The organism is Streptomyces sp. NPDC005808 (assembly GCF_042871385.1).
Lineage (GTDB): Bacteria > Actinomycetota > Actinomycetes > Streptomycetales > Streptomycetaceae > Streptomyces.
In genome coordinates this window covers 124,231-151,166 of the sequence record NZ_JBIAIK010000007.1, presented here as the reverse complement: position 1 = coordinate 151,166, position 26,936 = coordinate 124,231, and the positions used below count along the sequence as shown (strand labels likewise).

30 protein-coding genes are annotated in these 26,936 nt (G+C 70.0%); 23 read left to right on the top strand and 7 right to left on the bottom strand.

The features are described from left to right. Positions 1-132 precede the first annotated feature (132 nt). The 3 genes from ACFYPC_RS17715 (at position 133) to ACFYPC_RS17705 (ending at position 2,224) form a co-directional block, all read left to right on the top strand. A complete protein-coding gene (locus ACFYPC_RS17715; protein ID WP_388676653.1) occupies positions 133-489 on the top strand; it encodes a hypothetical protein in 357 nt (118 codons plus the stop codon). A gap of 125 nt (positions 490-614) precedes the next feature. After that, on the top strand, positions 615-1,721 hold the full coding sequence (locus ACFYPC_RS17710) for an amidohydrolase family protein (protein WP_388676651.1): 1,107 nt from the start codon (positions 615-617) through the stop codon (positions 1,719-1,721). 20 nt (positions 1,722-1,741) lie between these two features. Next, complete coding sequence (locus ACFYPC_RS17705) at positions 1,742-2,224, top strand: nucleotidyltransferase domain-containing protein (RefSeq protein ID WP_388676648.1); 483 nt, start codon at positions 1,742-1,744, stop codon at positions 2,222-2,224. Here the strand turns inward: ACFYPC_RS17705 and ACFYPC_RS17700 are convergent. From ACFYPC_RS17700 to ACFYPC_RS17685, 4 genes are read right to left on the bottom strand one after another with little or no spacing between them, the layout of a single operon-like run. Further along, entirely contained in the window at positions 2,211-3,218 is a 1,008-nt protein-coding gene (locus ACFYPC_RS17700; protein WP_388676645.1) for a heme A synthase, read from the bottom strand. The two genes, ACFYPC_RS17705 and ACFYPC_RS17700, sit on opposite strands and share 14 nt — an antisense overlap. A 42-nt stretch (positions 3,219-3,260) precedes the next feature. Beyond that, entirely contained in the window at positions 3,261-3,977 is a 717-nt protein-coding gene (locus tag ACFYPC_RS17695; protein WP_388677285.1) for an ABC transporter permease, read from the bottom strand. A 56-nt stretch (positions 3,978-4,033) separates the two neighbouring features. Further along, positions 4,034-4,957 carry an ABC transporter ATP-binding protein gene (locus ACFYPC_RS17690; protein WP_388676642.1) on the bottom strand — a complete coding sequence of 308 codons (924 nt, stop codon included), beginning with the start codon at positions 4,955-4,957 and terminating at the stop codon, positions 4,034-4,036. Positions 4,958-4,968: 11 nt separating this feature from the next. Then, entirely contained in the window at positions 4,969-5,805 is an 837-nt protein-coding gene (locus tag ACFYPC_RS17685; protein WP_388676639.1) for an aminoglycoside N(3)-acetyltransferase, read from the bottom strand. Between the two features lie 160 nt (positions 5,806-5,965). On the opposite strand from ACFYPC_RS17685, the gene ACFYPC_RS17680 reads away from it, so the two are divergent. From ACFYPC_RS17680 to ACFYPC_RS17645, 8 genes are read left to right on the top strand one after another with little or no spacing between them, the layout of a single operon-like run. After that, entirely contained in the window at positions 5,966-6,688 is a 723-nt protein-coding gene (locus ACFYPC_RS17680) for a helix-turn-helix transcriptional regulator (protein ID WP_388676636.1), read from the top strand. Further along, positions 6,685-8,109, top strand: a complete 1,425-nt coding sequence (sufB, locus tag ACFYPC_RS17675) for a Fe-S cluster assembly protein SufB (RefSeq protein WP_385737586.1) — start codon at positions 6,685-6,687, stop codon at positions 8,107-8,109. Before ACFYPC_RS17680 ends, sufB begins: the two co-directional genes overlap by 4 nt. A gap of 58 nt (positions 8,110-8,167) precedes the next feature. Next, on the top strand, positions 8,168-9,349 hold the full coding sequence (gene sufD, locus ACFYPC_RS17670) for a Fe-S cluster assembly protein SufD (protein WP_388676633.1): 1,182 nt from the start codon (positions 8,168-8,170) through the stop codon (positions 9,347-9,349). Further along, positions 9,349-9,690, top strand: a complete 342-nt coding sequence (locus tag ACFYPC_RS17665; RefSeq protein ID WP_388676630.1) for a bifunctional 3-phenylpropionate/cinnamic acid dioxygenase ferredoxin subunit — start codon at positions 9,349-9,351, stop codon at positions 9,688-9,690. Before sufD ends, ACFYPC_RS17665 begins: the two co-directional genes overlap by 1 nt. A gap of 7 nt (positions 9,691-9,697) precedes the next feature. After that, positions 9,698-10,483, top strand: a complete 786-nt coding sequence (sufC, locus tag ACFYPC_RS17660; protein ID WP_385737580.1) for a Fe-S cluster assembly ATPase SufC — start codon at positions 9,698-9,700, stop codon at positions 10,481-10,483. Continuing rightward, positions 10,480-11,736, top strand: a complete 1,257-nt coding sequence (locus tag ACFYPC_RS17655) for a cysteine desulfurase (protein WP_388676626.1) — start codon at positions 10,480-10,482, stop codon at positions 11,734-11,736. Before sufC ends, ACFYPC_RS17655 begins: the two co-directional genes overlap by 4 nt. Before the next feature lie 15 nt (positions 11,737-11,751). Further along, a complete protein-coding gene (gene sufU, locus ACFYPC_RS17650) occupies positions 11,752-12,219 on the top strand; it encodes a Fe-S cluster assembly sulfur transfer protein SufU (RefSeq protein WP_388676623.1) in 468 nt (155 codons plus the stop codon). Continuing rightward, entirely contained in the window at positions 12,216-12,548 is a 333-nt protein-coding gene (locus ACFYPC_RS17645; protein ID WP_055610947.1) for a metal-sulfur cluster assembly factor, read from the top strand. The genes sufU and ACFYPC_RS17645 overlap by 4 nt, the downstream gene beginning before the upstream one ends. Before the next feature lie 195 nt (positions 12,549-12,743). Here the strand turns inward: ACFYPC_RS17645 and ACFYPC_RS17640 are convergent, their stop codons facing one another. Continuing rightward, the gene (locus ACFYPC_RS17640) at positions 12,744-13,709 is read right to left on the bottom strand and encodes an AbfB domain-containing protein (protein ID WP_388676619.1); all 966 of its coding nucleotides are present in this window, start codon (positions 13,707-13,709) and stop codon (positions 12,744-12,746) included. Positions 13,710-14,020: 311 nt separating this feature from the next. Here ACFYPC_RS17640 and ACFYPC_RS17635 point away from each other — a divergent pair, with 311 nt between their 5' ends. The 7 genes from ACFYPC_RS17635 (at position 14,021) to ACFYPC_RS17605 (ending at position 19,511) form a co-directional block, all read left to right on the top strand. Then, complete coding sequence (locus ACFYPC_RS17635) at positions 14,021-15,007, top strand: sulfotransferase family protein (RefSeq protein ID WP_388676617.1); 987 nt, start codon at positions 14,021-14,023, stop codon at positions 15,005-15,007. Positions 15,008-15,160: 153 nt separating this feature from the next. Next, complete coding sequence (locus tag ACFYPC_RS17630) at positions 15,161-15,481, top strand: DMT family transporter (protein WP_388676615.1); 321 nt, start codon at positions 15,161-15,163, stop codon at positions 15,479-15,481. Beyond that, a complete protein-coding gene (locus tag ACFYPC_RS17625) occupies positions 15,481-16,017 on the top strand; it encodes a TetR/AcrR family transcriptional regulator (protein ID WP_388676613.1) in 537 nt (178 codons plus the stop codon). Before ACFYPC_RS17630 ends, ACFYPC_RS17625 begins: the two co-directional genes overlap by 1 nt. Before the next feature lie 104 nt (positions 16,018-16,121). Next, entirely contained in the window at positions 16,122-17,111 is a 990-nt protein-coding gene (gene dapD, locus ACFYPC_RS17620; RefSeq protein ID WP_388676610.1) for a 2,3,4,5-tetrahydropyridine-2,6-dicarboxylate N-succinyltransferase, read from the top strand. 223 nt (positions 17,112-17,334) lie between these two features. Beyond that, positions 17,335-17,559 carry a hypothetical protein gene (locus ACFYPC_RS17615; protein ID WP_388676607.1) on the top strand — a complete coding sequence of 75 codons (225 nt, stop codon included), beginning with the start codon at positions 17,335-17,337 and terminating at the stop codon, positions 17,557-17,559. 177 nt (positions 17,560-17,736) lie between these two features. Then, complete coding sequence (locus ACFYPC_RS17610; protein WP_388676604.1) at positions 17,737-18,300, top strand: SigE family RNA polymerase sigma factor; 564 nt, start codon at positions 17,737-17,739, stop codon at positions 18,298-18,300. Next, the gene (locus ACFYPC_RS17605; protein WP_388676601.1) at positions 18,297-19,511 is read left to right on the top strand and encodes a WD40 repeat domain-containing protein; all 1,215 of its coding nucleotides are present in this window, start codon (positions 18,297-18,299) and stop codon (positions 19,509-19,511) included. Before ACFYPC_RS17610 ends, ACFYPC_RS17605 begins: the two co-directional genes overlap by 4 nt. Here the strand turns inward: ACFYPC_RS17605 and dapA are convergent, their stop codons facing one another. Then, positions 19,512-20,450 (bottom strand): 4-hydroxy-tetrahydrodipicolinate synthase, encoded by a 939-nt coding sequence (dapA, locus tag ACFYPC_RS17600; RefSeq protein ID WP_388676598.1) that lies wholly within the window; start codon positions 20,448-20,450, stop codon positions 19,512-19,514. Between the two features lie 171 nt (positions 20,451-20,621). On the opposite strand from dapA, the gene ACFYPC_RS17595 reads away from it, so the two are divergent. The 4 genes from ACFYPC_RS17595 (at position 20,622) to ACFYPC_RS17580 (ending at position 22,979) form a co-directional block, all read left to right on the top strand. Continuing rightward, positions 20,622-20,756, top strand: a complete 135-nt coding sequence (locus ACFYPC_RS17595; RefSeq protein WP_388676595.1) for a hypothetical protein — start codon at positions 20,622-20,624, stop codon at positions 20,754-20,756. After that, positions 20,753-21,481, top strand: coding sequence for a hypothetical protein (locus ACFYPC_RS17590; protein ID WP_388676593.1), 729 nt, complete (start codon positions 20,753-20,755; stop codon positions 21,479-21,481). The genes ACFYPC_RS17595 and ACFYPC_RS17590 overlap by 4 nt, the downstream gene beginning before the upstream one ends. A gap of 131 nt (positions 21,482-21,612) precedes the next feature. Continuing rightward, positions 21,613-22,236: an ArsR/SmtB family transcription factor gene (locus ACFYPC_RS17585; protein ID WP_388676590.1), complete on the top strand. Its 624-nt coding sequence runs from the start codon at positions 21,613-21,615 to the stop codon at positions 22,234-22,236. Positions 22,237-22,241: 5 nt separating this feature from the next. Beyond that, a complete protein-coding gene (locus tag ACFYPC_RS17580; RefSeq protein ID WP_388676588.1) occupies positions 22,242-22,979 on the top strand; it encodes an SRPBCC domain-containing protein in 738 nt (245 codons plus the stop codon). 62 nt (positions 22,980-23,041) lie between these two features. Here the strand turns inward: ACFYPC_RS17580 and ACFYPC_RS17575 are convergent, their stop codons facing one another. Further along, positions 23,042-24,868: an endonuclease/exonuclease/phosphatase family protein gene (locus ACFYPC_RS17575; RefSeq protein ID WP_388676585.1), complete on the bottom strand. Its 1,827-nt coding sequence runs from the start codon at positions 24,866-24,868 to the stop codon at positions 23,042-23,044. Positions 24,869-25,217: 349 nt separating this feature from the next. Between ACFYPC_RS17575 and ACFYPC_RS17570 the strand changes: the two genes are divergently transcribed. Next, complete coding sequence (locus tag ACFYPC_RS17570; RefSeq protein WP_388676583.1) at positions 25,218-26,642, top strand: hypothetical protein; 1,425 nt, start codon at positions 25,218-25,220, stop codon at positions 26,640-26,642. The last annotated feature ends 294 nt before the right edge of the window (positions 26,643-26,936 follow it).

The window sequence follows — 26,936 nt, the reverse complement described above, 5'->3', positions numbered from 1 at the left end:
GTGTGGGGGGGGGGGGGGGTGTCCCCCCGCGGCGGGGGGTGTTTTGGGGGGGGGGGGGGGGGGGGGGGGGGCCCCCCCCCCCCCCCCCCCCGCCCGTCGCCGTTTGATCTACCCGTCGGTAGCATCCTGGTCATGGCAGACACCCAGCAGGTTGACGAGAGCACCGGCGCCGTCCAGGACGCCAAGGCCGAGCGCAGGGCGGCCAGGTTCGCCAAGCGGATCGCGGCCTTCGCCAAGGAGCACGGCGGGGCCGAGGGCCATCTGGAGTACCTCGGGCAGCGCGGCGCCCGGATCGTGCTGGTCGGTGCGGACGGCGGCTGGGGCGACGTCGTGACCCCCACGTACGCGATCGCCGAGCAGGCCGTGAAGAGGGCCGGAATCACTGTTCACGAGGAGTTCGACGGGGAGTTCGCGGCGAAGGTGAGGACGGGGCCGTACGAGTGGAAGCGGATGGCGGGGATCCAGCTCGGCGGCCCGCGTAACGCCTGACGATCGAGCGCCCCGGAGAGGCCGACAACCGTCGGCTCTTCGCACGGCGTGTGTGCAAGCAACACCTGATACCCGGTTGACCCGTTAGGACCTGAGAAGGCACGGTCCAGTCACGGGGAGTCCGGATGATCGAAACGCCGTCCCTGGTGGACCAGTACTGCCATGGCGTACTGCGAACGGAGCTGGGCCTCGGCACCTTCGAGGCCCACCTCGCCAGGACCGAAGGGCCGCCCGCCCCGGGCACCACCTTCTTCGACACCCAGACCGGGTTCGCGGTGCGCCGCTGGTGTCCGCCCCTGCTGGGCCTGGAGCCGCACTGCCCGCCCGCCCGCTATCTCGCCCGGCGGCGCGAACTGGGCGTACTGGAGTCGGGGCGCAGGCTGCTGCGCGGGAGCGGCATCACGACGTATCTCGTGGACACCGGGCTGCCCGGCGATCTGACCGGCCCCGGTGAAATGGCCTCCACCGGAGCGGCCGAGGCGCACGAGATCGTCCGCCTGGAGCTGCTGGCCGAACAGGTCGCGGACACCTCCGGCACGGTCGAGTCCTTTCTCGCCAATCTCGCCGAGTCCGTCCACGGCGCCGCCGCGAACGCCGTGGCCTTCACTTCCGTGGCGGGCGTACGGCACGGTCTGGCCCTCGCGCCCGAGCCGCCCGGGCCGGGAGAGGTACGGGGTGCGGCGGGGCGCTGGCTCGCGCGGCGCCCGGTGGGCGGGACGCTCAGCGACCCGGTGCTGCTCAGGCACCTGCTGTGGATCGCGGTCGCCTCAGGACTGCCGCTCCAGCTCCATGCCGGACTCGGCGAACCGGGCCTGCGCATCGACCGCACCGACCCCGTCCTGCTCACCGACTTCGCCCGCGCCACGGCCGGACTCGGCACCGACCTGGTCCTTCTGCACGGCTACCCCTACCACCGGCACGCGGCGCACCTCGCCGGCGTCTTCCCGCATGTGTACGCCGATCTGGGCGCCGCGCTGGTCCGCACCGGGGCGCGGGCCGCGGCCGTGTTCTCGGAGATCCTGGAACTGGCCCCCTTCGGCAAGCTCCTCTTCTCCAGTGGCGCACACGGGCTGCCCGAACTCCATGTGGTCGGGGCACAGCTGTTCCGTGAGGCGCTCGCCCGAGTGCTCGGCACCTGGGTCGCCGAGGGCGCCTGGTCGCTGGCGGACGCACAACGGGTGGCGGGGCTCATCGCTGCGGGCAACGCACGCCGGGTGTACGGGGTGGAGTGAGCCCACCAGACTCTGATCCCATGACCGAGACCGACGCCGCCACGGCCCGCCTGCTGGACCGTTTCCTCACCGAGCTGCGCGCCCTCGCCCCCGTCGCCGTATGGGCGCACGGCTCGCTCGCCGGGGGCGACTACCAGGAGGGACGCAGCGACCTCGACCTGATCGCCGTCCTGGAGGATCCCGTGCCGTCGGGCACCGTGCGGGAGTTGGTCCGACTGCACCGACGGCTGCGTGTCGACGAGCCGCTCGCCGTGAAGCTGCACTGCAGCTACCTGACACCCGCTGGGTCCGTCCGGCTGATCTCCAAGAGGGAAGCCCTGGACCTGTTGCCGGAACTCGGCGCGCCGCTCGATGTGGTCGAGGACATCAGGAGACGGCGGTACGGCGATCCGGCGCCGCACACCGACGAGTGGCCGGCCCGCCGGGCGGAGCTCACCAGGGGCTACCTGGGGCCCGCCATCGACGGACTGGTCGCCACGTACGAGGGGTTCACGCGCGCGTGAGGGTCGATTCCGTGGCGGGACCCGGTACTTCCGCCACGTTCTCGGGCCGTTCGCGCAGCGACAGCAGGACCCGCAGGACGCCGATCCACACCAGGCAGGAGCCGAACATGTGGAGGCCGACGAGGGCTTCGGGGAGGTCCGTGAAGTACTGGACGTAACCGATGACGCCCTGGCCGAGGAGGATGAGGAACAGGTCGCGAGTGCGGTCGAGAGGGCCCTTGGGGGCGTCGACGGCCTTGAGGACGAACCACAGGGCGAAGGTCAGCGTCACGACGATCCACGCCAGGACGGAGTGCACCTTGGTGACGTTCTCCCAGTTCAGCGGGATGCGCTCCACCTCGCTTGAGTCGCCGGCGTGCGGGCCCGCGCCGGTGACGACCGTGCCGAGGGCGATCAGCAGGACGGTCGTGACCACCAGGACCCACGCCATCTGCTGCACCGGCTTGCCGACGAGGGGGCGCGGCTCGCCGTCGCCCTCGTGGGTGCGGTGCCACATCAGGGTGGCGACGGCGATGAGGGCGGTGGAGAGGAGGAAATGGGCCGCGACCGTATACGGGTTGAGGCCGACCAGTACGACGATGCCGCCGAGTACCGCGTTGCTCATGACGACCCAGAACTGCGCCCAGCCCAGCCGGGTCAGGCTCCGCCGGTACGGCTTCCGCGAGCGCGCCGCGATGATCGCCCAGCCGACCGCCGCGCACAGCACGTACGTCAGCATGCGGTTGGTGAACTCGATGACGCCGTGGACGCCCATCGCGCTCGTCGTGGTGAGCGAGTCGTCGGTGCACTTGGGCCAGGTCGGGCAGCCGAGCCCGGACCCGGTCAGCCGTACGGCACCGCCGGTGACCACGATCACCACCGACATGACGAGCGCGGCCAGAGTCGCACGCCGGACCGTCCGGGCGGTCGGGGTCCAGCGTTCGGCGATGAAGGCGAGCGGGTTGCGCGCCGCACGGAGGGCGTCGGCTCGGGTCAGATTGGGCACGCGCACCATCGTAGGGGGCCGCTTGTGCACGCCTTCACGAGGGCCCCATACCTACTCCCAGCGGAAGAATTTCCCCGCTGCCGCCAGCCCCACGACCGCCCACACCGCGAGGATCCCGAGGTCACCCCATGGCATCCCCGCACCGTGCTGCAGCACGTCCCGCAGCCCGTCCGACAGGGCCGAGATCGGCAACAGGGCGAGGACGTCCTGGGCGCCGGAGGGGAACTTGTCGAGCGGGACGATCACGCCGCCGCCGACCAGGAGCAGCAGGAAGACCAGGTTCGCGGCGGCCAGGGTGGCCTCCGCCTTCAGGGTGCCGGCCATCAGCAGGCCGAGGCCGGAGAAGGCGGCGGTGCCGAGGATCAGGAGGAGCAGGACGGCGAAGGGGTTGCCGTGCGGTGACCAGCCGAGCGCGAGGGCGATCACCGTCACCAGGATCACCTGGAGGATCTCCGTGACCAGGACCGATGCCGTCTTCGCGGTCATCAGGCCCCAGCGGGGGAGCGGGGAGGCGGCGAGCCGCTTCAGGACGCCGTAGCGGCGCTCGAAGCCCGTCGCGATCGCCTGGCCCGTGAACGCCGTCGACATCACGGCGAGTGCCAAAATGCCGGGGGTCAGGAAGTCGACCGCCTTGCCGGAACCGGTGTCGACGATGTCCACCGCGCTGAACAGGACCAGCAGGAGCGTGGGGATGACGACGGTGAGGAGGAGCTGTTCGCCGTTGCGGAGCAGCATCTTCGTCTCCAGGACGGCCTGCGCGGCGATCATCCGGGGGAGCGGGGCGGCCCCGGGCTTCGGGGTGTACGTACCGGCGGTGGCGGTGGTCACGAACGCAGCTCCTTGCCGGTGAGTTCCAGAAACACGTCTTCGAGGGTGTGGCGTTCGACGGAGATCCTCTCCGGCAGCACGCCGTGCTGGGCGCACCAGGACGTGACCGTCGCGAGCAGCTGAGGGTCGATCTTGCCGCCGATCCGGTAGGCGCCGGGTGTCAGTTCCGCCGCTGTGCTGTCCGCCGGGAGGGCCTTCAGCAAGGAGGCCACGTCGAGCCCTGGACGGCCGCTGAAGCGCAGGGTGTTCTCGGCGCCCCCGCGGCACAGCTCTTCGGGGGAGCCCTGGGCGATGACCTTGCCCGCGTCGATGATCGAGACGTCGTCCGCGAGTTGCTCGGCCTCGTCCATGTGGTGCGTGGTGAGGATGACCGAGACACCGTCGGCGCGCAGATCGCGGACGAGGGCCCAGGTGGCCAGGCGGGCCTGCGGATCGAGCCCCGCCGTCGGCTCGTCGAGGAAGACCAGCTCAGGGCGGCCGACCACGGCCATCGCCAGTGCGAGGCGCTGCTGCTGGCCGCCCGACAGCCGCCGGTAGGTCGTACGGCCGCAGCTTTCGAGGCCGAGCCGTTCCACGAGCGGGTCCACGTCCAGCGGGTGCGCGTGGAGTTTCGCCACGTGGCGGAGCATCTCGTCCGCCCGCGCGCCCGAGTAGACGCCGCCGGACTGGAGCATGACGCCGATCCGTGGGCGTAGCTCTCCGGCCTGCCGGACCGGGTCGAGGCCCAGGACGCGCACCGTGCCGGAGTCCGGCTTCCGGTAGCCCTCGCAGGTCTCGACCGTGGTTGTCTTCCCCGCGCCGTTCGGGCCGAGGACGGCGGTGATGCCCGGCTCGGCCACCAGGTCGAGGCCGTCCACCGCGGTCTTCCTGCCGTACCTCATCACCAAGGCCTGGACCTGGACCACGGGCTCGCTTCGCATGAGGAGCAAGTCTAGGGACGACTCCGGGGCTTCCGGGCGCGGGGGGCAGCATCCACGTACGGCTCCCTCGGCCGGTGCAGCGCGAGCCACCGCTCCGCGTACGCCACCGCGTCGGCCACCGGGAACAGCCGGGTTTCGGCCGCGCCCACCCGGCCCCGTACGACAGGACGGTCGCGTTCGAAGTCGGAGCCCAGCTCGTCGAAGCGCTCGGAGGTGATCGACACCTCCGTCACCTCCTCCCAGCCGTCCGCGGCGGGCCGCCCCACCTCGACCAGCGGCGACGGGATCCGGTATTCGGCCAGGTGGAAGGCGGTACACGCGTCGTACCCCGCGCCCAGCAGCAGCACCCGTGCGTCCAGCAGCTCCAGCCGGGCCAGCGGGCTGCGCTCGCCCAGGCGGCAGTCCGTCGCATGGCCGGCGGTGATCTCCGCCGCGCGCGGGCCGATCGCCGCGAACGAGGTCTGGGGGTGCGCGCTGCGCCGGGCGCCGGGCCAGGTCCGTACGGTCTCCGGGATCACGCCGACCCCGCGGGTGGGGGTGATCAGCGGGTCGTACGCCGGCATCGTCGCCCGGATGACCGGCCACCACTCCTCAGGGACCGGCGGGCTGCTCCACAGGGCCGGGTCGGAGAGGTCGCCGGACTGGGTGGAGACCACGAGGGTTCCGTCGGGGCCGAGTGCGTCGAGGAGTCTCTGGACCACCGCGACCGCGCCGCCGCAGACCCAGCCGAGGGAGCTGAGCGAGGAGTGCGCCAGGAGGGTTTCGCCGGGACGGACGCCCAGCGAGAGCAGCTGTGCGGAGACTGTGTCCCGTGTGACGAGTGGCCCGGTGGGAGGGGGTGTCGGCATGGTTCGGCAGTGTTCCGGAGGGGCCGGTCCGTGGCTACTGAATTGATCGATCAAAGATCGTTTCCGCAGGTCAGTTTAGGTATGCCTAAGTGATGCACGGCACCGTCCGCGCCTCGGGCGCCGCTTGCCAGGCTCTGAGGAATTACGCAACAATAGCGTTGTGAAAAACGTTGGCGAGGCTCCGCAGGAGGAACTCGCGACCGGGGAGCGGTCAACCCGCAACCGGGTCGCGCGCTCCATCCTGGACCACGGCCCGTCGACCGTGACCGACCTGGCCGGACGGCTGGGACTGACCTCGGCCGCCGTACGCCGTCACCTCGACGCTCTTGTCGCCGACGACGTCGTGGAAGCACGTGAGCAGCGGGTCTACGGAGCGCGTACGCGCGGCCGCCCCGCCAAGGTGTTCGCCCTGACCGACTGCGGCCGGGACGCCTTCGACCAGTCCTACGACAAGCTCGCCGCGGAGGCTCTGCGGTGGATCGCCGAGCGTGAGGGCGGGGACGAGGCGGTTGTCGCCTTCGCCCGCGCCAGGATCGCCGCACAGGCGGACTCATACCGCGCCGCCATACAGTCCGCCGCCCCCGACAAGCGCACCGAAGCGCTCGCCAAGGCCCTGAGCGCGGACGGGTACGCTGCTACGGCGCGTAGCGCACCGGTCGGCGAGCAGCTCTGCCAGCACCACTGCCCGGTCGCGCATGTGGCCGAGCAGTTCCCGCAGCTGTGCGAGGCGGAGACCGAGATCTTCTCGCAGCTGCTCGGCACTCATGTGCAGCGGCTGGCGACCATCGCCCACGGCGACGGCGTATGCACGACGTTCATCCCAAAGATTTCCAAGACCGCATCTGACGCATCTGCAAGCACCGCCGGGAGGAACCCCGCATGACGCTCCCCATCGAGGAGACTGCCCACCCCGAGCTCGAGGGTCTGGGCACGTACGAGTACGGCTGGGCCGACTCCGACGTGGCCGGTTCCTCCGCCAAGCGAGGGATCAACGAGGACGTCGTCCGCGACATCTCCCAGAAGAAGAACGAGCCGGAGTGGATGACCAAGCTCCGTCTCAAGGGCCTGCGCCTGTTCGAGAAGAAGCCCATGCCGAACTGGGGCTCGGACCTGTCGGGCATCGACTTCGACAACATCAAGTACTTCGTGCGCTCCACGGAGAAGCAGGCGGCGTCCTGGGAGGACCTGCCCGAGGACATCAAGAACACGTACGACAAGCTCGGCATCCCGGAGGCGGAGAAGCAGCGCCTGGTCGCCGGTGTCGCCGCGCAGTACGAGTCCGAGGTCGTCTACCACCAGATCAACGAAGAGCTCGAGGCGCAGGGTGTCATCTTCATGGACACCGACACCGCGCTGAAGGAGCACCCGGAGCTCTTCAAGGAGTACTTCGGCACCGTCATCCCGGTCGGCGACAACAAGTTCGCGTCGCTGAACTCCGCGGTGTGGTCCGGCGGCTCGTTCATCTACGTCCCCAAGGGCGTGCACGTCGAGATCCCGCTCCAGGCCTACTTCCGTATCAACACGGAGAACATGGGCCAGTTCGAGCGGACGCTGATCATCGTCGACGAGGACGCCTACGTCCACTACGTCGAGGGTTGTACGGCGCCGATCTACTCCTCGGACTCCCTGCACTCCGCGGTGGTCGAGATCATCGTCAAGAAGGGCGGCCGCTGCCGCTACACGACCATCCAGAACTGGTCGAACAACGTCTACAACCTGGTCACCAAGCGCGCCGTGGCGTACGAGGGCGCGACCATGGAGTGGATCGACGGCAACATCGGCTCCAAGGTCACCATGAAGTACCCGGCCGTCTACCTGATGGGCGAGCACGCCAAGGGCGAGACCCTCTCCATCGCCTTCGCGGGCGAGGGCCAGCACCAGGACGCCGGCTCCAAGATGGTCCACATGGCGCCGAACACCTCCTCCAACATCGTGTCGAAGTCCGTGGCGCGTGGTGGCGGCCGTACGTCCTACCGCGGGCTCGTCGAGATCGGCGAGGGCGCCCACGGCTCCAAGTCGAACGTGCTGTGCGACGCGCTGCTCGTCGACACCATCTCCCGCTCCGACACGTACCCGTACGTCGACGTCCGCGAGGACGACGTGTCCATGGGCCACGAGGCGACCGTCTCCAAGGTCAGCGACGACCAGCTCTTCTACCTGATGAGCCGGGGCATGACCGAGTTCGAGGCGATGGCGATGATCGTGCGCGGCTTCGTCGAGCCGATCGCCAAGGAACTGCCCATGGAGTACGCGCTCGAGCTCAACCGGCTGATCGAGCTCCAGATGGAAGGCGCGGTCGGCTAACCGCCAACCGCCGTCCCCGTCAAGCCACTCACGCAAGAAAGCGAGCAGACCGACAGCCATGGCTGAGGCTCAGAACATCCCGGTCGGGTCCACCACCGCCGGCCAGATCGCGGTGGCCGCCGAGTCGACCGTCGCCACGCGCATGAGCGCGCCCCCGTCCTTCGACGTGGCGGACTTCCCCGTCCCCCACGGCCGTGAGGAGGAGTGGCGGTTCACGCCGCTGGAGCGGCTGCGCGGGCTGCACGACGGCACCGCGGTCGCGACCGGCGACGGCCTGAAGGTCGACATCGAGGCGCCCGCGGGCGTCACGGTCGAGACCGTCGGCCGCGCGGACGCCCGGCTCGGCAAGGCCGGCACCCCGGTGGACCGCGTCGCCGCCCAGGCGTACTCGGCGTTCGAGAAGGCCAGTGTCATCACCGTCCCCAAGGAGACGGTGCTCACCGAGCCGATCCGGATCGCCGTGCACGGCGAGGGCGGGATCGTCTACGGCCACCAGGTCGTCGAGCTGGGAGCCTTCGCCGAGGCCGTCGTCGTCATCGACCACACCGGTGACGCGGTCCTCGCCGCCAACGTCGACTACGTCCTGGGCGACGGCGCCAAGCTCACCGTCGTCTCCGTCCAGGACTGGGACGACAAGGCCGTGCACGTCGGCCAGCACAACGCGCTGATCGGCCGGGACGCCACCTTCAAGTCGTTCGTGGTCACCTTCGGCGGCGACCTCGTACGTCTCCACCCGCGCGTGTCCTACGCCGGCCCCGGTGGCGAGGCCGAGCTCTTCGGCCTGTACTTCACGGACGCCGGCCAGCACCAGGAGCACCGCCTCCTGGTCGACCACAACACCCCGCACTGCAAGTCGAACGTCGCCTACAAGGGCGCGCTCCAGGGCGAGGGTGCCCACGCGGTGTGGATCGGCGACGTCCTCATCGAGGCCAAGGCCGAGGGCACGGACACGTACGAGATGAACCGGAACCTGGTGCTGACCGACGGCGCCCGGGTCGACTCCGTGCCGAACCTGGAGATCGAGACCGGTGAGATCGTCGGCGCCGGGCACGCGAGTGCCACCGGCCGCTTCGACGACGAGCAGCTCTTCTACCTGATGGCCCGCGGCATCCCGGCCGGCGAGGCCCGTCGTCTGGTGGTGCGCGGCTTCTTCGCCGAGCTGGTCCAGCAGATCGGTGTCGACGACATCGAGGAGCGACTGCTTGTGAAGATCGACGAGGAGCTGGAGGCGTCGGTCTGATGGCTGTCCCTTCGACGTTCCTGCGCGCCTGCGGGCTGAGCGAGCTGGAGGAGGACACCCCCAAGCGGGTGGAACTCGACGGCACGCCGGTCTCGGTCGTGAAGACCGAGGGCGAGGTGTTCGCGATCAACGACATCTGCTCGCACGCGAACGTCTCGCTCTCCGAGGGCGAGGTGGAGGACTGTCAGATCGAATGCTGGCTGCACGGCTCCAGCTTCGACCTCCGCACCGGCAAGCCGTCCGGCCTTCCCGCGACGCGCCCCGTCCCCGTATACCCCGTACAGATCGAAGAGGGCAGCGTCTTCGTTGACGTACGCGCCCCCCTCAACCAGGAGTCCTGAGGAACCCATGGCAACGCTTGAAATCCACGACCTGCACGTCACCGTCGAGGCCGACAACGCCACGAAGGAGATCCTCAAGGGCGTCGACCTGACCGTGAAGCAGGGCGAGACCCACGCCATCATGGGCCCGAACGGCTCCGGCAAGTCGACCCTCGCCTACTCGCTCGCGGGCCACCCGAAGTACACGATCACCGGCGGCACCGTCACCCTCGACGGCGAGGACGTCCTGGAGATGTCCGTCGACGAGCGCGCCCGCGCGGGCCTCTTCCTGGCGATGCAGTACCCGGTCGAGATCCCCGGCGTCTCCGTCTCCAACTTCCTGCGCACCTCGGCCACGGCCGTGCGCGGCGAGGCCCCCAAGCTGCGTACCTGGGTGAAGGAGGTCCGGGAGGCCATGGAGCGCCTCAACATGGACCCGGCCTTCGCCGAGCGCAATGTGAACGAGGGCTTCTCCGGCGGTGAGAAGAAGCGCCACGAGATCCTTCAGCTGGAGCTCCTCAAGCCGAAGATCGCGATCCTCGACGAGACCGACTCCGGCCTGGACGTCGACGCCCTGCGTGTCGTCTCCGAGGGCGTCAACCGGGTCCGCGAGAGCGGCGAGGTGGGCACCCTGCTCATCACCCACTACACGCGCATCCTGCGTTACATCAAGCCCGACTTCGTCCACGTCTTCTCCGCGGGCCGGATCGTCGAGTCCGGCGGCGCCGAACTCGCCGACAAGCTGGAGAACGAGGGCTACGAGGCTTACGCGCTCCACGACACGGCCGACACGAAGGGTGGCGTATCCGCGTGACACAGTTGCCGGGCCTCCTCGACACCGAGGCGATCCGCAAGGACTTCCCCATCCTGGACCGCCAGGTCCACGACGGTAAGAAGCTCGTGTACCTGGACAACGCGGCGACCTCGCAGAAGCCGCGCCAGGTGCTGGACGCCCTGAACGAGTACTACGAGCGCTACAACGCCAACGTCCACCGCGGTGTGCATGTGCTCGCCGAGGAGGCCACGGCACTGTACGAGGGCGCGCGCGACAAGGTCGCCGCGTTCATCAACGCGCCGAGCCGCGACGAGGTCATCTTCACCAAGAACGCCTCCGAGTCGCTCAACCTCGTGGCCAACATGCTCGGCTGGGCGGATGAGCCCTACCGGGTCGACCACGAGACCGAGATCGTCATCACGGAGATGGAGCACCACTCCAACATCGTGCCGTGGCAGCTGCTGTCGCAGCGCACGGGCGCGAAGCTGAAGTGGTTCGGCCTCACCGACGACGGCCGTCTCGACCTCTCGAACATCAACGAGATCATCACCGAGAAGACGAAGATCGTCTCCTTCGTCCTGGTGTCGAACATCCTGGGCACCGTGAACCCGGTCGAGGCGATAGTGCGCCGGGCGCAGGAGGTCGGGGCCCTGGTCCTGATCGACGCCTCGCAGGCCGCACCGCACATGCCGCTGGACGTGCAGGCACTCCAGGCCGACTTCGTGGCCTTCACCGGCCACAAGATGTGCGGCCCGACCGGCATCGGCGTCCTCTGGGGCCGCCAGGAACTCCTTGAGGACCTGCCGCCCTTCCTGGGCGGCGGCGAGATGATCGAGACCGTGTCGATGCACTCGTCGACGTACGCCCCGGCGCCGCACAAGTTCGAGGCCGGCACCCCGCCGATCGCGCAGGCGGTCGGTCTCGGCGCGGCGATCGACTACCTCTCGGCGATCGGCATGGACAAGATCCTCGCCCATGAGCACGCGCTCACCGAGTACGCGGTGAAGCGGCTCCTGGAGGTCCCTGACCTGCGGATCATCGGCCCGACTACGGCCGAGGAGCGGGGCGCGGCGATCTCGTTCACGCTCGGTGACATCCACCCGCACGACGTGGGCCAGGTTCTCGACGAGCAGGGCATCGCGGTGCGCGTGGGTCATCACTGCGCACGCCCTGTCTGCCTGCGGTACGGAATTCCTGCGACCACGCGAGCGTCGTTCTATCTGTACTCCACGCCTACGGAGATCGACGCACTGGTCGACGGCCTGGAGCACGTACGGAACTTCTTCGGCTGAGGAGCTGGCTGAGTCGTGAAGCTTGATTCGATGTACCAGGAAGTCATCCTGGACCACTACAAGCACCCGCACGGGCGGGGCTTGCGGGACGGCGATGCCGAGGTGCACCACGTCAATCCGACGTGCGGCGACGAGATCACCCTGCGTGTGAAGTACGACGGCGACCGGATCGCGGACATCTCGTACGAGGGCCAGGGCTGCTCCATCAGCCAGGCCTCGGCCTCTGTGCTGAACGAGTTGCTCGTCGGCAAGGACCTCTCCGACGCGCAGAAGACCCAGGAGACCTTCCTGGAGCTGATGCAGTCCAAGGGCCGGATCACACCGGACGACGCGATGGAGGAGGTGCTGGAGGACGCGGTCGCGTTCGCCGGTGTCTCCAAGTACCCGGCACGGGTGAAGTGCGCGCTGCTCAGCTGGATGGCGTGGAAGGACGCGACGGCCCAGGCGCTGGGCTCGGACGCCGCTGAAAGGAAGACGGCATGAGCGAGACCATCGAGATGAAGCCCGCTTCGGAGGAGGAGGTCCGCGAGGCGCTCTACGACGTCGTCGACCCCGAGCTGGGCATCGATGTCGTCAACCTCGGCCTCATCTATGGCATCCACATCGACGACGCGAACATCGCGACGATCGACATGACCCTGACGTCCGCGGCCTGTCCGCTCACCGACGTCATCGAGGACCAGGCCAAGTCCGCCACGGACGGCCTCGTCAACGAACTGCGCATCAACTGGGTCTGGATGCCGCCGTGGGGCCCGGACAAGATCACGGACGACGGGCGCGATCAGCTTCGGGCGCTCGGGTTCAACGTCTGAGTCCGGCGTGTACGACGTCTGAGTTCGGCTGGTACGAGGCTGAGTCCGGCACGTGTACGACGTCTGAGTTCGGCCGGTACGAGGACTGAGTCAGTCCCGCGTGTACGACGTCTGAGCTCCGTTTTGCAGGTGTGGCCCCCGGCAGTGCGCCGGGGGCCACAGCGGTACCTGGGGCGGAGCTCCGGTCGTCGGGGCTCAGCCCAAGCCCTTCACCAGGCGGAACGCCCAGCTCTCGCGGTCCCGGTGGTCGTCGCGCCGGTGGTCGTCGTTGTCGTACCTCTCCAGGCGGAGCTGGAAGTCGCGGTCGTGCAGATAGTGGCCCGGGTGGTTGACCGCCTCCAGCATGACGGCGCCGGCGGACGACGTGGGCCGGGGGCAGAAGGTCGCGTCCTGCTTGAAGAGGGCGGAGCCGTCGGTGCGTTCGGCGCGCAGGACGAAGTCGCGGTGGCGGAGATAGCTGCCGTCGGCGGTGACGAAGGAGTAGCAGGAGGAGTCCGCCAGTCCCGTGACCTTTGTGAAGCTTGCGTCCCGCCTGATCGCCTCCGGACTGCTCCCGCTCACCTGGTCGAGGCGGACGACGCCGTCGCTCAGATGCCAGTAGCGGTCGGGCTGGTCGACGGACTGGACCGACGTCCGCGCGGCGGCGGGGGCGGGCGCGGAGGCCTTGCCGGTCACGGTGGGTTCCGGCGGTGCGGGTGCGGGTTCGGCCGGTCCCTCTCCCGGGGAATTCGGCGAGGCGGCACCCTGTGGGGTGGAGGGGGAAGGAACAGGGGAGGACAAGGCGGTCTTGCCGGTCGGCGCCGCGGCGGCGGCGCCGGGTATGAACGGGAGGCCGGTGTCGGCGACGGGCAGGTTCGCCTCATCCTGTGACGAGGTGTCAGAACCGTTGTCCAGTACGGCGATCGCGGTGGCGGTGGCGATGAGGACCGCGATGGCGAGGCCGCCGGCCAGCCACAGCCGCCGGGTGCCGGGCAGTCGTCCCTCCGCCAAGGTCTCATCGGACTCCCATGGCATCGGGACCTCGGCGAAGGGGGGCATTTCCGCCGGGTAGGGAGCGCCGTGCGCTGTGGGGCGCCAGGCGGTGATCTCCGATGAGGCGACGGGTCTCTCCGCGGAGCTGGCGGGCTGGTCGGGCCCGGGCTCCGGCTTCATTTCTGGCATGCAGGTTCCTCCAGCGTCGCCCGTGGCGTACGCGGATTCGTCTTTTGGTCTGAGCCAAGAGCTTTTGGTGGGGGTACGAGAAAGGGGAGGCGCGCAGAGCACATGGACAGGCGGTAGCCATGGAGACCATGTGCGCGACTGGTGAAACAGTAGTGGACCAACTGACTCCCGAGTAGCCGTTTGACCCAGTGGCCCCAACGAGATCGAGACCTGTCCGTCGCGTGTCGGAGGGCCTGCCGTGCCGTGGAGTTCACACGGCATTCTCAGCGGGGTCCCAGTCCTGGCCCATGGTGGCGCGGCAACGTGGACGCGTGCCTGCACCCCCAAGACCCGTCTTCGTACTCGGCTGTCCCCGCTCGGGAACCACGCTGCTGCAGCTGATGCTGCACACCCATCCGCGGATCGCGCTGCCGCCCGAGACACGCTTCGTACTGCCCGCGTACGAGAGGCGGCTGGGCTTCGGGGATCTGCGAGAGCGGAGCAACCGGGCCGGGCTCGCACAGTGGATCACCGGGCGCGAGGAGACGCGGTTCCATGAACTCCGGCTGGACGCCGGACGCGTGGCCGAGCGGATCACCGAAGGGCCGCCGACGCTCGGGTCCGCGCTGGGCATCACGTTCAGTGCGTACGCCGAGGAGCACGGAAAGGTGCGCTGGGGTGACAAACGGCCCGCCTACGCCCTGCATGTGGGGGAGATGCTGCGGTTGTTTCCCGACGCGCAGTTCATCCACCTCGTGCGGGACGGGCGCGACTGTGCCGCCTCGCTCCTTGGCATGCCCTGGTGGCACCGCGGCTTCCACGAGGCCGTCGCCACCTGGGCGCAGGTCATGGACACCACACGCACGTACGCGCGGAAGCTGGGACCCGACAGCTGGCACGAGCTGCGCTTCGAGGACCTCGTGACCGATCCCGAGAGTCAACTCCGCGGTGTGTGCGCGTACTTGGGGGAGGAGTACGTCCCCGAGATGCGTGAGCCCTGTCGGGTCGCCGAGCTGGCCGTACCCGCCCGGAAGACCTGGCACCGCCGAACGCGCGGAGCCCTGGACAGCTCGCAGGCGGCCAACTGGACCACCCGGCTGACACCGAATCAGATCACCTTGTGCGACGAGGTGTTGGGCGACCGGCTGACCTCGTACGGCTACGGACTCGCCGGAGCCGTCCGCCCCGACCCCGCCGAACTGCTGCGCTACCGGCGGGTGGAGATGCTGCGACGGGCCGCTTACGCCAAGCGACGGATGCTGGACCGCCTGGTGCGGGTACGTGAACGGGGGCCGGTGGCCTGGCAGTTGGCAGGTTGATTGACGAGCACCTCGCGGAGTTCAGGACCCACGGCGAGGTCGCGGCGCCACCGTGAGCGCCCCACAGGCGACGGGTTCGGCGGCCGGGGTGGACCGTGCCGGGACCACCGGCTCTGTGTACGGTCGTACACATCGATGCGTACACTCGTACACATGGGATATGTGATGCTCGCCGGTGCCATCGCCGCGGAGGTGGCCGCCACCACCGCCATGAAGTACAGCGACGGCTTCAGCAAGCTGTGGCCCTCGCTGGTGACCCTCCTCGGATACGTCATCGCCTTCGCGCTGCTCGCGCAGACCCTGAAGACCGTCTCGGTCGGCACGGCCTACGCGATCTGGGCCGGTGTCGGAACCGCCGTCATCGCCGCGATCGGCATGGTGTTCCTCGGCGAGGGGCTCAACGCCGCGAAGGTCACCGGGATCGCGCTGATCATCGGCGGGGTCGTACTCCTGAACCTCGGCGGGGCGCACTGATGGCGCGCCGGTACGACCCCGAGCGGCGCCAACGCATCATCGACGCGGCGATCCGGGTCGTGGGGGACAAGGGCCTCGCCGGGCTGAGCCATCGCTCCGTCGCCGCCGAGGCCGATGTGCCGCTCGGCTCCACGACGTACCACTTCAGGACCCTGGACGAGCTGATGGTCGCCGCGCTGCGGCAGGCGAACGAGGGCTTCGCCAAGGTGGTGGCCGCGCGCGGCGGTCTGGAGGACACCCGCGCCGACCTGGCCGGCGAACTCGCCGCCCTGATGGGCGAGTGGCTCGGCGGCGACCGTACCGGCGTGGAGCTGGAGTACGAGCTGTATCTCGCCGCGCTCCGCCGCCCGGCCCTGCGCCCCGTCGCCGCCGAGTGGGCCGAGGACCTCGCTGAGCGGCTGGCCCGCCGCACGGACCCGGTGACCGCGCGGGCGTTGGTCGCCGTGCTGGACGGGATCTGCCTGCAGGTGCTGTTGACGGGGGCGGAGTACGACGAGGCGTATGCGCGGGAGGTGCTGGGGCGAGTGATTCTGTGAGCCGAGGCGTTCCGGTCGTGCTCGGCGCACGGTGACCGCCCGGTACCTGAGACGCCCCGCACGCTGGTTCGCATCCCCGGCCCCCGGCCGGTTAGGTTTCCCCTATGACCGACACGACTGCACCCCGCACCACCGGCGCCGTTGCCGCCGGGCTTGCCACCGTCGCCGCCGACGGCACTGTTCTCGACACCTGGTTCCCCGCCCCCGAGCTCTCCGAGGAGCCCGGCCCGGCCGGCACCGAGCGGCTGTCCGCCGAGCGCGCCGTGGAGCTGCTCGGCGAGGGCGCCGCGAAGGCCATCGGGCCCGACGCCCGCCGAGGCGTCGAGGTGGTCGCGGTCCGTACGGTCATCGCCTCGCTGAACGAGAAGCCGCTCGACGCGCACGACACCTACCTGCGCCTGCACCTGCTCTCGCACCGCCTCGTCCAGCCGCACGGCCAGAGCCTGGACGGCATCTTCGGCCACCTCGCCAACGTCGCCTGGACCTCGCTCGGCCCGGTCGCGGTGGACGACGTGGAGAAGGCGCGCCTCAACGCCCGGGCGGAGGGCCTCCACCTGGCCGTGACGTCCATCGACAAGTTCCCCCGCATGACGGACTACGTCGCGCCGAAGGGCGTCCGCATCGCCGACGCCGACCGTGTCCGGCTCGGCGCGCACCTCGCCGCGGGCACCACCGTCATGCACGAAGGCTTCGTCAACTTCAACGCCGGCACGCTCGGCACGTCGATGGTCGAGGGCCGCATCTCGGCCGGCGTCGTGGTCGGCGACGGCTCCGACATCGGCGGCGGCGCCTCCACCATGGGCACGCTGTCCGGTGGCGGCAACGTCCGTATCACCATCGGCGAACGCTGCCTGATCGGCGCGGAGGCGGGCGTCGGCATCGCCCTCGGCGACGAGTGCGTCGTCGAGGCCGGGCTCTACGTCACCGCCGGCACCCGGGTGACCATGCCCGACGGCCAGATCGTCAAGGCCCGCGAACTCTCCGGCGCCTCCAACATCCTCTTCCGCCGCAACTCGGTCAGCGGAAAGGTCGAGGCGCGGCCGAACAACGCGGTGTGGGGCGGACTGAACGAGGTCCTGCACAGCCACAACTGATCGCGCGGCACCCTCGGACCGACGGGCGCCCCCTCACACCGTGATGTGAGGGGGCGCCCGTCGGTCCGGGGGTGCACGACGCTCACTGCTCCGTGGAGTGCCAACGCCCCATCCCGCGTTCACGTATGGGTTGCTCCGCGTGACCTCGGGGCGGTTCAGGCAGATGAACGGGTGCACGCAGAATCCGATCAGAAGCCGAACCGATGAGACGAGGGGTCGAACGATGACGAACGAGTGGGCGAGGGCCGGGGCCCGTCCGCTGACCGGGATGCTGGCCGTGGCGGCGTTGTGCTCGCTGTCGGCCGGAACCGCGCACGCCGACGAGGCCAATACCGGCTCGCACAACGGCGCCCGGATCGGGTTGGTCAACACCGGCCAGATCGACGACCCGATGGAGGACGTGCTGGAGCACTTCCTGCTGCTCGGCGACGGGTACCGGTGGGAATGACGCGGCTTGCCGGCACCGGGCCGGGGCCCGCACCGCGCACCGACGCGGTACGGGCCCCGGCCCTTGTGGTGCGGCGACCACTTTTCTTCACGGCAGTGGCATAGCGGGACGCCGCGGCACGCGTCACAAGGGGTACAGGGACGGTGCACAGGTGCCGTCGGGGAAGAGACGGCGACGATGGATGGCGTAGGGCTGGAGAGCTTCCGGGAGTTCGTGGAGAGCCGGTCTTCGGCGTTGTTGACGACGGCTGTGCTGCTCAGCGGAGGGGATCGGCACGCCGGTGAGGACCTGTTGCAGAGCGCGTTGGCCAAGGCGGCCGGACGGTGGCAGCGGATCGACGAACCCGAGGCGTATGTACGGCGGATTCTCTACCGTCAGCAGGTCAGTCGATGGCGGTTGAAGTGGCGAAGACGTGAGATCACCGTCGCCGAGCCGCCCGAGGCGGGACTGCCCGGCTCCGACGCCACGGCCGCCGCCGAACTGCGCGTCGTGATGCGCCATGCGCTGTCCCGGCTCACCGCGCGCCAGCGCACCGTGCTCGTGCTGCGTTACTTCGAGGACCTGCCCGAGGCCGACGTGGCGCGCCTGCTGGGCTGCTCCGTGGGCACCGTCCGGTCCACCACCCACCGCTCACTCGCCCGCCTGCGTACCCTCGCGCCCGAACTCGCCGCCCTCGGGCCGGCCGCCGCCGAGCAGCCGCAGCCGTCCCGTGACTATGCGCCCGTGGAGGTGCGCCCGTGAACGTCGAGGAACTCGTGCGTGACTCGTTCCAGGAGCAGGCCGCCGAACAGGCCCCGGCGGGACCGGGGTTCGCCGACCGGGTGCTCACCGCCCGGCGGCGCCGCCGTACCCGCACGCTTGCGTCCGTCGCCGCGGCCACCGCCGCCGTGGTCGCCATCGCCGTCGCCGTCCCGCTGTTGGACTCGGGCAAGGACGTGGTGCGGCCGGCGGGCCTGCTGGACGGCAGCGGAACCAGCGCGCATCCGGACCAGTCGCCGCCCCGCGACCTGATCGCGGCGGGGAACGTGGCGCTGGCCGCGTACTACACGTCGCAACTCGTCGTGCAGACGGAGGACCGCGGTGTCGATTCCCGCACCTACTGGCTCCTCGATCAGAGGACCGGGCGGTACGAGAAGGACGACCGGTGGTCCTTCGTCGCCGTCGCCCCTGGCATGAAGACCGCCGCCGTGCTGGAACGGGAGCTGCCCGCCCACCGGATCGGGCTGCTCGACCTGACCACCGGAAAGGTCGAGCGGTGGATCCCGGTCGTCCAAGGAGCCGGAGGGCTCGCGTTCTCGCGCGACGCGCAGAAGCTCCTCGTGACGACGTACGGCGACAACCCCGACGTCCGCGAGAAGGTGACGAACACCGACGGGGACGTCGTCTGGACGGCGCCCTTCGGCCGGTCGAGCCGGACCGGCTTCCTCGTCCTCGACCTCGCCGGGGGCGGGGGCATGTGGAGCGAGGTCCCGCCCGGCCACGACATCAACGGCCGCGAGGACTTCGCGTTCAGCCGCGACGGCGGGCTGGTGTTCTCGCGGATCGTCGGCGAGCGCGATGGGATGCAGCAGTACTTCGAGCTCGGGGGCGCAGCGGTCACCGCGCCCGCGAACGAGCGGTACCTGCGGTGGGACGTCGACGCGAGGCTGTCCCCGGACGGCACGCTCGCCGCGGGCGGCCTGGCGAAGGAGGTGCCCGACAAGTCGTACTCCGCGATCCGTGATCCCCGTACCGGCAAGGAGATCACCAAGGTGCGCGGGGCGACGCTGCTCGCCTGGGTCGACGACCGGCGGCTCATCGCCTGGGAGCGGACCGCGGGCTCGGAGGAGTACCGGCCCCGGCTCGTGCTGGTGACGATCGGCAGCGACCGGGTCGTACCCCTGAGCGGGGTGCGCGAGCAGAACGCGGACCTCTCGCGGCAGGAGTGGGTGCCGGTCTTCGTCGAGCGCTGATCAGCCGGCGGTGAACTCCTCGTACGCCGCCCGCAGCCCGTCGACCGCCTCGCGGCCGGCGGCCCGCAGGGGTGCGCGGACCGGGCCCGCGGGCAGCCCCAGTTCGGCCAGGAGGCCCTTGGCGGTGACGGTACCGGGCAGGCCCGCCGACATCATCAACTCGATGAGCGGCGTGGCTCGTTGCTGGAGGCGGGCGGACACGGGGGTGTCGCCCGCCTCGAAGGCGTCCAGGATCGCCCGGAGCTGAGCCGGGACCACGTTCGCGACCGTGCTGACGTAACCGGCGGCGCCCACCGCGTACAGCGCGAGGATGTGCTCGTCGCAGCCCGCGTAGTACGCCAAGTCCGTGCGGTTCAGCACCTTTTGGGTGCCGAGGAAGTCGTAGGAGCAGTCCTTCACCGCCACGATCCTGGGGTGCTCGGCGAGGCGGATCATCGTGTCCGGCTCGATGCCGGTGCCGGTGCGGCCCGGGATGTCGTACAGCGCGATCGGCAGCCCGGAGGCGTCCGCGACCTCCAGGAAGTGCGCCTCCACCGCCTCCTGCGGAGGCCTGCTGTAGTACGGCGTGACCACCAACAGGCCGTCCGCGCCCGCCTTTTCGGCCTCCAGTGCCAGTTCCACGGTGTGCCGGGTGTCGGCGGTGCCGACGCCCGCCACGACGGAGGCCCGGCCGCCCACGGCCTCGCGGACCGCCCGCACCAGCGCGGACTTCTCCGCGTCCGTCGTGGTCGGCGATTCACCCGTGGTCCCGGACAGGACCAGTCCGTCGCAGCCCTCGGAGACCAGCCGGTCGGCGAGCAGTTGCGCCCCGTCGATGTCCAGCGCACCTTCCTCGGTGAAGGGCGTGATCATGGCGCAGAGGGCGCGACCGAAGGGCGGAGGGCCGGGGTGTGAGGTGGTCGTGGTCGTGGTCGTGGTCACGGTCGTGGTCGTGGTCATGGGAGTAGTGTCGGCAACCCGATCGTGAAGCTCCACTTAATTCTTCTACCAGGTATCGGCAAGGGATGCTACGTGGTTGGTGGTGGCTTTCGCGAGGCCCTAGTGCCAACTCGGGCCCGTATGGGTCACCATGGCGAGGACGGGAATCGACGGCAGATCGCGGGAGGCGTCATGAGGCTCGGCAAGGCACTCGCCACCGGAGTTGCGGAAGAGAAGGCTCACACGCAGGACGAGGAACTCCAGCTGCCTGAGGAAGTCCAGGAGTTGGAGGCGTCCGCGCCCGAAGAGGTTCCGGTCGCCCGATGAGGCTGCGGCTCCCCGAGGAACGACCGACGGAGCCGCCGACCGGATACAAGATCGCCCACCCGGTGCTGTCCCAGGACGGCACCCGGGCCGGGTTCACCGGGGTCTCCCTGGGTGGCGCTCTGCCCTACGGAGTGCTGGACGAGGCGGGCTGCGTCTACGGGCGGCGGCATCGTTCGCCGCATCGCCGCTGCGACTGCGGCTTCCACTGTGTGCACGAACGGTCCACGGCCGAGGCGTTGTTGTGCACCGCCGAGCATCGAGCGGCCGTCCTTCTCGAAGTGTCCGTCCTGGGTACCTACATCCGTTTCGAACGCGGCTTCCGCTACGCCCGCCAGCGGGTGCGGACCGCGACCGTCGGCCCCTGCGCATGCGGTGCGGTGGCCGGCGCCCTGGCCGACGCGGGCTGGGGGCGGCCCGGGTGGCGCGCCCTGTCCGCGGCGTGCGCAGGATGCGTACGCGGTCGTACGTCGCTGTCGCTCGCCTCCTTCGCGCGGCTGGCCGGGGACGGGCTGCGGGTCCGGGCCGCGGGTGGCGGTGGGGGTGCGGGTGGGGGTGCGGGTGGGGTGGACCTGGCCGACGGGCTCGGCGCGGCCTCCGGGCTCGGTGCGCCCTCCGGGCTCGGTGTGTCCGAGCTGGTCGCCGAGGCCGCCCTGTTGCAGGCCCGACTCGACTGGTTCCAGAGTCAGTTGGCGCGACTTGACGAGCGCGGGACGCAGTCCGGCTGATCCCTGCCCGGGTGGGGCGGGCACTTGTCGTACGCCCATCGTATCGAACTGGAGTGCGACTGACCGCCTGTGCCTCATCCGACAACTCGAACCGCCTGGACAAATAAAGTGTTCGGTGAGACGGTGGATTCATGTTGGACGTGACCGTGATCGAGGATGCAGCGGCCGCTGCCGTCTCGCTGGACCCGACAAGGGCCAGGCTGCTGGCCGAGCTGGCCGCGGGCCCCGCTTCGGCCGCCATGCTGGCCGGCAAGGTCGGGCTGCCCCGGCAGAAGGTGAACTACCACCTCAAGACGCTGGAGCGGCACGGACTGGTCGAGCTGTCGGGCGAGCGGCGCAAGGGCAATGTCACCGAGCGGCTGATGCGCGCGACCGCCGCGTCGTACGTGATCTCGCCGCTCGCGCTGGCCGCCGTGCAGCCCGATCCGGACCGTTTCCGGGACCAGCTGTCCGCCCGCTGGCTGCTAGCGCTCGGTGCCCGGCTCGTGCGGGACGTCGGTTCGCTGATCACCGGGGCGGCTAAGGCGCGCAAGCGGCTCGCCACCTACGCGCTCGACGGCCAGGTGACCTTCGCCTCGGCCGCCGACCGCGCCGCGTTCATCGAGGAGCTGACGGTGGGTGTCAGCGGGCTGATCCGCAAGTACGACGCCCCCGACGCCGCAGGGGGCCGGAGCCACCGGATCGTCGTCGCGCTCCACCCCACGCTCAAACCCGAGACCCCGGCGGTCGAACTGCCCATCAGTACCGAGGAGTGACCACCATGTCCAAGGAATTCGAGAGCGCCCACGAGATCGAGGTCGAGGCCACGCCGGAGCAGGTGTGGGACGCGATCACCGAAGGCGTTGGCGGCTGGCTGTGGCCGATGGAGGCGCCCGAGCCGCGTGAGGGCGGCAAGGGCCCCTTCGGGTCCAAGATCACGACCTGGGATCCGCCGCACCGCTACACGAACCGCGTCGAGGACGTCGACGGCATCTCCGAACAGACCCTCAACCAGCTCGACTACACCATCGAGCCGCGTGAGGGCGGCCGCCGGGCCTGGGTGCGGTATGTGCACAGCGGCATCTTCGTCGACGACTGGGACAACCAGTACGACGGTGCGAACAAGCACAACGCCTTCTACCTGCGCACCCTGCGCGAGTACGTGACGCACTTCGGCGGACGTCCGCTCACGTTCGCGATGGTCGACGGACCCGAGGCCTCCAAGGCGTCCGACGCCTTCACCGCCGTAGGACGTGCGCTCGGTTTCGCGGACGACACCGCCGAGGGCGCGCGCGTGCAGGCCCGTGGGCCCGAGGGGCAGGTCCTCGACGCCGTACTCGACTACCGCGACCCGTACTTCATCGGGCTGCGCACGGACAGCGCCCTCATCCGCTTCTTCGGACGCAATCACTGGGACGCGCCGGTGGGCATCAGCATCCACGACTTCGCGCCGGATGCCGACGGCAAGCGGAACGAAGCCGCCTGGCAGGGCTGGCTGAACGGCGTCTTCGGCGGCTGACCCGCGGCATGGGACGAGCCCGGCCCCCCGGACGACGGGGCCGGGCTCGTCCGCACACAGGGTTACGGCTCGAACCGCAGCACCTGCGGGTCGTGGTCGCTGATCTGGTCGTTGAACTCCGAGTTGATGTGCACGCTGTCGTACTCGAAGTCGCCGTCCTTGCGGATCGACGGGCTGATCAGGATCTGGTCGAGAACCTGGCTGTTGCCCTGGTAGTCGTAGGTGTAACGCTCGCTCTTCGGGAGCGACTTGATCGCCGACCAGAGTGCGCCGTCGTCCTCCAGGAGCTTGGCCGTGTCGGAGAACTCGAAGTCGTTGATGTCACCGAGGGTGATGACGTCCGCGTTCTTCTGGACCGCGAGAATCTCCTTGACGAAGGCGTTCATCTCGGTCGCCTGGAGATGACGCTGGGTCTCCGAGCTGCGCGTCGGCGGCTGGTACTGCGAGGTCAGACCCTGGTCGCCGCCCTTGGACGCGAAGTGGTTGGCGATCACGAAGACGGTTCTGCCGCGGAACACGAACTCGCCGGCGAGCGGCTTACGGCTGGTCGTCCAGGCAGTGTCGGCGGGGTCGACCCGGCCGGGGGAAGCCGTGAGGGCCGCCTTGCCGTGGACCTTGGTGACTCCGACGGCGTTCGTCGCGTCGCCGCCCGCGCGGTCCGTGAAGGAGACGCGCTCGGGGTTGAAGAGGAAGACCTGGCGGATGTTGCCGCCCGGCTCGCCGCCGTCCTTGTTGTTCTCCGGGTCGATGGAGCGCCAGTCGTACGCCGGGCCGCCCGCCGCGACGATCGCGTCGATCAGCTTCTGTACCGTCCGGTCGGCGGCGACCGTGCCGTCGTTCGTCGCGCCGTTGTTGTCCTGGATCTCCTCCAGGGACAGGATGTCGGGCGAGCGCAGGTTGTTCACGATCGCCGACGCGTGCTCCTCGAACGAGGCGTCGCCCGGGTCCAGGTTCTCGACGTTGTACGTCGCCACGGCCAGCTCGTCCCGCGACTGCTTCTGCGTCGTCTCGCGCTCCAGGCCGCCCTGCTCCAGGGTGCCGATCTGGTTGGCGACGAGGGTGTAACCGCCGAAGGAGTTGTAGTCGAGCGGGCCCGCGGTGGTGCCCGTGAGCTCGTCGCCCACGTTCGCGGTCGGGAAGTCGGCGGTCGCGCCGAGCGACTGGATCTGCAGCCGACCGGTGTTCTGCGAGGTGTACGAGCCGTACACCGTGCCGCCGCGCCGGTTGTCGTTCTCGTCCGGCTTCACCGTGACCCACAGTTCGGCGTACGGGTCGGTCGCGGTGACCACGCGGGCGTCAAAGACCCGGATGTTCATGCCCTCGAGGGACTCGTAGTAGTCCAGGGCGTACTTCTTCGGCTGCAAGGTCAGGCCGTTGACCGAGCCGCTCGCGGCCGTGTCACCGTCCGCGGTGTAGAGAGCAGGGACCGACTTCGCGTTCACGGCTGTGGCGGCCGGGACGGCGTTCCCGCTGGAGAGCACGGTCACCACCGGCTTGGTGATCTCCGTGATCGACTGGTTGCCGGACGCGGCGCCGCCCGGCACGTACTCCGAGATCGTGCCCGCCACGGTGACCGAGTCGCCGACGGCGACCTTGGGGACGGAGCTGGTGAAGACGAAGACGCCCTCACTGGTGGCCGGGTTGTCGTCCGCGTTCGGGTCCTGGATCCAGAAACCCCGCGACGAACCGTAAGTGCGCACACCCGTGACGATGCCCGCCACGTCCGTGACCGCCTGGCCCGCGTACGGGGAGATCCGGGTGGTGCCCTGGATGTCGTGAATGTGAATTGTGTCCGCGTGGGCGGGTGTCGTGAGGACCACGGCGGAAACGGTGGAACAGACCGCGGCGACGGTCAGCGCGCCTATGCGCGCGGTTCTCTTGCTCGGCAAGGGAATCCCTCCGGGGACGTACATGAGCGCCAGGACGAGGATGGAGCAGTGGGGGAGCGCGGCCTGTGCGGGGTCGGTGACGCGCGTAGAAACAGGTGGGCTGACAGGCCCCGTACTTCTACGCGCGTCAATCTCGTGCGTGAGCGGGGGAGTTGTCAAGGTTTCCGTGGTGTCCGGCGCCCGGCGGGGACATGAACCGGGCGGCTTGGGTCGAAATCCGTCTAGGCTGAGCGATCGGTGCGGCGCTTGTACTGTCGGTGTTGCTCGCAGCGCAAGCGCTGTCCGCGCTGCCGCCCCGCCCTGCCTGCCCGCACCGTATGACCTGCTTGTCCGGAGGAGAATCCAGCCGATGTCAGACAGCTCCCCCTTGCCGCCGGTGCGGCTGCACTCCGAAGCCGAGCTGGCGCGCGCCGCGCTCGCCGCGCCGCTGCTCTCCCGCGCCGCCCGGCTCGCCCGCTGGGCCGGTCCGGACACCCGGGTCGGTGCGGGCGGCGAACTCGCCGACGACCAGCTTCCGGGGGCCGCCGCCGAACTCGGGCTCGCCGGTGACGATGCGGCCGCGTTCGCGAGCGAGGCCTGGCGGGTCGCAGTGGACACCGGGCTCGTCGAGATCGTGGACGAGGAGGAGGGCACGGTCACCGCGGGCGAGGACCTCGCGCTGCTCACCTCCGGGGCACCGCAGGACATCCTCGCGGTGTGGCTCGGCGCGCTGGAAACGGTGCTGGCCGACGCGAGCGTGCCCGACCTCGACGATCTCGTCGGTGCCATGGACGAGGGCGGCGAGATCGACCTCTCCTCCCTGGACTGGGACCCGGAGGCGGAGGCCGACTTCCTCGACGGGGTGCTCGGCAACCTGTACCTGCTCACCGTGGGCGAGGAAGGGCCAGGCGACGGTCCGGTGCCGCTGCCCGCCCTCGCCGCGTCGATGATCGTCCCCGACGACATGGGGGAGCCGACCAACGACGTCCTGGAGCGGGTGTCGGACGCGATGATGCGGCTCGACGACCAGTTCCGGCTCCTCGAACCCATCGGGATCGTCGACTTCCAGCCGGTCGACGAGGCGCTGATGACGGAGCCCGACGACGAGCCGGCGGCCTTCGACGACACGGATGTCACGCGGTACGGGATGGTACGGCTGACACCGCTCGGGCTGTACGGAATGCGGGCGCGGCTCCTCGAAGCGGGGCTCACCGCTCCCGCGGTCGGAGAGCTGGCAGACAAGGGGGCCGACGCACTCCTCGACGGCACCTCCGCCTTCCCGCCCGCCGCGGCACAGGCCGAGACGGAACAGTGGCTCGCCCGGCGCGAACCCCTGCCCGCCGCACGGGAGTTGCTCGCCGCGGCCCGTGGAGCCGATGCCGGAGCGCCGCTGCGCCGCCTCCGCTGTCAGCAGGCGCTCTCCCTCGTCGGCGCAGATGCGGAGCCTGCCCTCCGTGAAGTCCTCGACGACGCCGAGCTGGGCGGGCTCGCCCGGGTCTGGCTGAGCGAGCACGGGGCGGCCGACGTGCCCGTTCCGTCCGAGGCGATGGTCTTCTGGCTCACCATCGACACACTGGCCGCGCAGCTCGCGGCCGAAGGCAACTCGGCCGAACTGCAGGCCCTTGTGGAGGGCCTGGCCCAGCAGCACAGCGGCTTCTTCGCCGCCGCCTGGCGGGTCGAACACCCGGCCACGCCGGATGTGCTGGAGGCCATGGGGAGGCTGCACCCGGACAAGAAGGTGGCCAAGGAGGCCCGTAAGGCTGCGTTCAAGGCGCGGTCGCAGCAAGGGGGTTAGAAGGGAAGGGCCGCAGCACGGGGGCTGGGGCAGAGGGCGCGGCCAGGGGACTGGGGAAGAGGTCGCGGCGCGGGGGTTGGGGGAGAGGTCGCGGCGCGGGGGTTGGGGGAGAGGCCGCGGCACGGGGGACTGGGGAAGAGGGGGGACACGGCCGGGCGGATTCACGGAAGGGAGTCCCCCGAAGTCGATGCCCGTTCAAGTCCCGTTCAGGCGCGGGCGGGACCGTGTGGCCGATACGAGGTCAGCCACGCCGCCCCCCACGACAGTCCCCATTCGACCGTCACAGGAGACACC

Excerpts from the sequence above, each read along its gene's own strand:
- dapA (WP_388676598.1), bottom strand. The coding sequence starts at position 20,450 with ATGACCACGACCACGACCGTGACCACGACCACGACCACGACCACCTCA.
- ACFYPC_RS17630 (WP_388676615.1), top strand. The coding sequence starts at position 15,161 with ATGGGATATGTGATGCTCGCCGGTGCCATCGCCGCGGAGGTGGCCGCC.
- ACFYPC_RS17645 (WP_055610947.1), top strand. The coding sequence starts at position 12,216 with ATGAGCGAGACCATCGAGATGAAGCCCGCTTCGGAGGAGGAGGTCCGC.
- ACFYPC_RS17705 (WP_388676648.1), top strand. The coding sequence starts at position 1,742 with ATGACCGAGACCGACGCCGCCACGGCCCGCCTGCTGGACCGTTTCCTC.
- ACFYPC_RS17715 (WP_388676653.1), top strand. The coding sequence starts at position 133 with ATGGCAGACACCCAGCAGGTTGACGAGAGCACCGGCGCCGTCCAGGAC.
- sufD (WP_388676633.1), top strand. The coding sequence starts at position 8,168 with ATGGCTGAGGCTCAGAACATCCCGGTCGGGTCCACCACCGCCGGCCAG.
- ACFYPC_RS17665 (WP_388676630.1), top strand. The coding sequence starts at position 9,349 with ATGGCTGTCCCTTCGACGTTCCTGCGCGCCTGCGGGCTGAGCGAGCTG.
- ACFYPC_RS17580 (WP_388676588.1), top strand. The coding sequence starts at position 22,242 with ATGTCCAAGGAATTCGAGAGCGCCCACGAGATCGAGGTCGAGGCCACG.
- ACFYPC_RS17610 (WP_388676604.1), top strand. The coding sequence starts at position 17,737 with ATGGATGGCGTAGGGCTGGAGAGCTTCCGGGAGTTCGTGGAGAGCCGG.
- ACFYPC_RS17625 (WP_388676613.1), top strand. The coding sequence starts at position 15,481 with ATGGCGCGCCGGTACGACCCCGAGCGGCGCCAACGCATCATCGACGCG.
- ACFYPC_RS17585 (WP_388676590.1), top strand. The coding sequence starts at position 21,613 with ATGTTGGACGTGACCGTGATCGAGGATGCAGCGGCCGCTGCCGTCTCG.
- ACFYPC_RS17595 (WP_388676595.1), top strand. The coding sequence starts at position 20,622 with ATGAGGCTCGGCAAGGCACTCGCCACCGGAGTTGCGGAAGAGAAGGCT.
- ACFYPC_RS17570 (WP_388676583.1), top strand. The coding sequence starts at position 25,218 with ATGTCAGACAGCTCCCCCTTGCCGCCGGTGCGGCTGCACTCCGAAGCC.
- dapD (WP_388676610.1), top strand. The coding sequence starts at position 16,122 with ATGACCGACACGACTGCACCCCGCACCACCGGCGCCGTTGCCGCCGGG.
- ACFYPC_RS17640 (WP_388676619.1), bottom strand. The coding sequence starts at position 13,709 with ATGCCAGAAATGAAGCCGGAGCCCGGGCCCGACCAGCCCGCCAGCTCC.
- ACFYPC_RS17690 (WP_388676642.1), bottom strand. The coding sequence starts at position 4,957 with ATGCGAAGCGAGCCCGTGGTCCAGGTCCAGGCCTTGGTGATGAGGTAC.
- ACFYPC_RS17700 (WP_388676645.1), bottom strand. The coding sequence starts at position 3,218 with ATGGTGCGCGTGCCCAATCTGACCCGAGCCGACGCCCTCCGTGCGGCG.
- ACFYPC_RS17695 (WP_388677285.1), bottom strand. The coding sequence starts at position 3,977 with ATGATCGCCGCGCAGGCCGTCCTGGAGACGAAGATGCTGCTCCGCAAC.
- sufB (WP_385737586.1), top strand. The coding sequence starts at position 6,685 with ATGACGCTCCCCATCGAGGAGACTGCCCACCCCGAGCTCGAGGGTCTG.
- ACFYPC_RS17685 (WP_388676639.1), bottom strand. The coding sequence starts at position 5,805 with ATGCCGACACCCCCTCCCACCGGGCCACTCGTCACACGGGACACAGTC.
- ACFYPC_RS17710 (WP_388676651.1), top strand. The coding sequence starts at position 615 with ATGATCGAAACGCCGTCCCTGGTGGACCAGTACTGCCATGGCGTACTG.
- ACFYPC_RS17590 (WP_388676593.1), top strand. The coding sequence starts at position 20,753 with ATGAGGCTGCGGCTCCCCGAGGAACGACCGACGGAGCCGCCGACCGGA.
- sufC (WP_385737580.1), top strand. The coding sequence starts at position 9,698 with ATGGCAACGCTTGAAATCCACGACCTGCACGTCACCGTCGAGGCCGAC.
- ACFYPC_RS17615 (WP_388676607.1), top strand. The coding sequence starts at position 17,335 with ATGACGAACGAGTGGGCGAGGGCCGGGGCCCGTCCGCTGACCGGGATG.